Origin of the sequence: Rhodococcus sp. NPDC127593 (genome assembly GCF_042671975.1) — a bacterium.
In the GTDB taxonomy this organism is placed as follows: Bacteria; Actinomycetota; Actinomycetes; order Mycobacteriales; family Mycobacteriaceae; genus Rhodococcus_F.
Genome location: NZ_JBHXWI010000172.1, coordinates 1 through 1,528, shown reverse-complemented (window position 1 = coordinate 1,528; position 1,528 = coordinate 1). Strand labels below are relative to the sequence as shown.

Annotated in this window: 2 rRNA genes; both read right to left on the bottom strand. The window is 54.6% G+C overall.

The features are described from left to right. Positions 1-15: 15 nt before the first annotated feature. A 5S ribosomal RNA gene (gene rrf, locus ACFVJ3_RS49430) occupies positions 16-132 on the bottom strand. A 148-nt stretch (positions 133-280) separates the two neighbouring features. Next, positions 281-1,528 (bottom strand): 23S ribosomal RNA (locus tag ACFVJ3_RS49425); the annotation flags it as partial.

Sequence of the window (1,528 nt, the reverse complement as noted above, 5' to 3'; positions counted from 1 at the left end):
CTTTCGGTAACGGATGTTCGGCGGTGTCCTACTCTCCCACACCCTGTCGGGTGCAGTACCATCGGCGCTGGAGGGCTTAGCTTCCGGGTTCGGAATGGGACCGGGCGTTTCCCCTCCGCTATGGCCGCCGTAACTCTATGAAACTGTCACACGGAACATCAGCGAAGAAACAAACAAGAATTGTTGTTGTTCTTCAACAAGAATTGTTGTTGTTCTTCTTTCTTCAGTTCTGAAACGTGTGTGTTGTTTCAGATACTGCACAGTGGACGCGTAGCTTCTTTGTGGTAAGTCCTCGGCCTATTAGTACCAGTCACCTGCATCCGTTACCGGACTTCCAGTTCTGGCCTATCAACCCGGTGGTCTGCCGGGGGCCTTACCCCCTCGAGGGGGTGAGAAACCTCATCTTGGAACAGGCTTCCCGCTTAGATGCTTTCAGCGGTTATCCCTTCCGAACGTAGCTAACCAGCGGTGCTCCTGGTGGAACAACTGGCACACCAGAGGTTCGTCCGTCCCGGTCCTCTCGTACTAGGGACAGCCTTCCTCAAGTTTCTAACGCGCGCGGCGGATAGAGACCGAACTGTCTCACGACGTTCTAAACCCAGCTCGCGTGCCGCTTTAATGGGCGAACAGCCCAACCCTTGGGACCTACTCCAGCCCCAGGATGCGACGAGCCGACATCGAGGTGCCAAACCATCCCGTCGATATGGACTCTTGGGGAAGATCAGCCTGTTATCCCCGGGGTACCTTTTATCCGTTGAGCGACACCGCTTCCACTTGCCGGTGCCGGATCACTAGTCCCGACTTTCGTCCCTGCTCGACCTGTCAGTCTCACAGTCAAGCTCCCTTGTGCACTTGCACTCGACACCTGATTGCCAACCAGGCTGAGGGAACCTTTGGGCGCCTCCGTTACATTTTGGGAGGCAACCGCCCCAGTTAAACTACCCACCAGGCACTGTCCCTGAACCAGATCATGGTCCGAGGTTAGAGGTCCAATACGATCAGAGTGGTATTTCAACAACGACTCCACACTCACTGGCGTGAGCGCTTCACAGTCTCCCACCTATCCTACACAAACCGAACCGAACACCAATACCAAGCTGTAGTGAAGGTCCCGGGGTCTTTTCGTCCTGCCGCGCGTAACGAGCATCTTTACTCGTAATGCAATTTCGCCGAGTCTATGGTTGAGACAGCTGAGAAGTCGTTACGCCATTCGTGCAGGTCGGAACTTACCCGACAAGGAATTTCGCTACCTTAGGATGGTTATAGTTACCACCGCCGTTTACTGGGGCTTAAATTCTCAGCTTCGCTCCGAAGAACTAACCGGTCCTCTTAACCTTCCAGCACCGGGCAGGCGTCAGTCCGTATACATCGTCTTACGACTTCGCACGGACCTGTGTTTTTAGTAAACAGTCGCTTCTCACTGGTCTCTGCGGCCCCACCCAGCTCACACTGCAAGAGTGATCACCGGACGAGGCCCCCCTTCTCCCGAAGTTACGGGGGCATTTTGCCGAGTTCCTTAACCATAGTT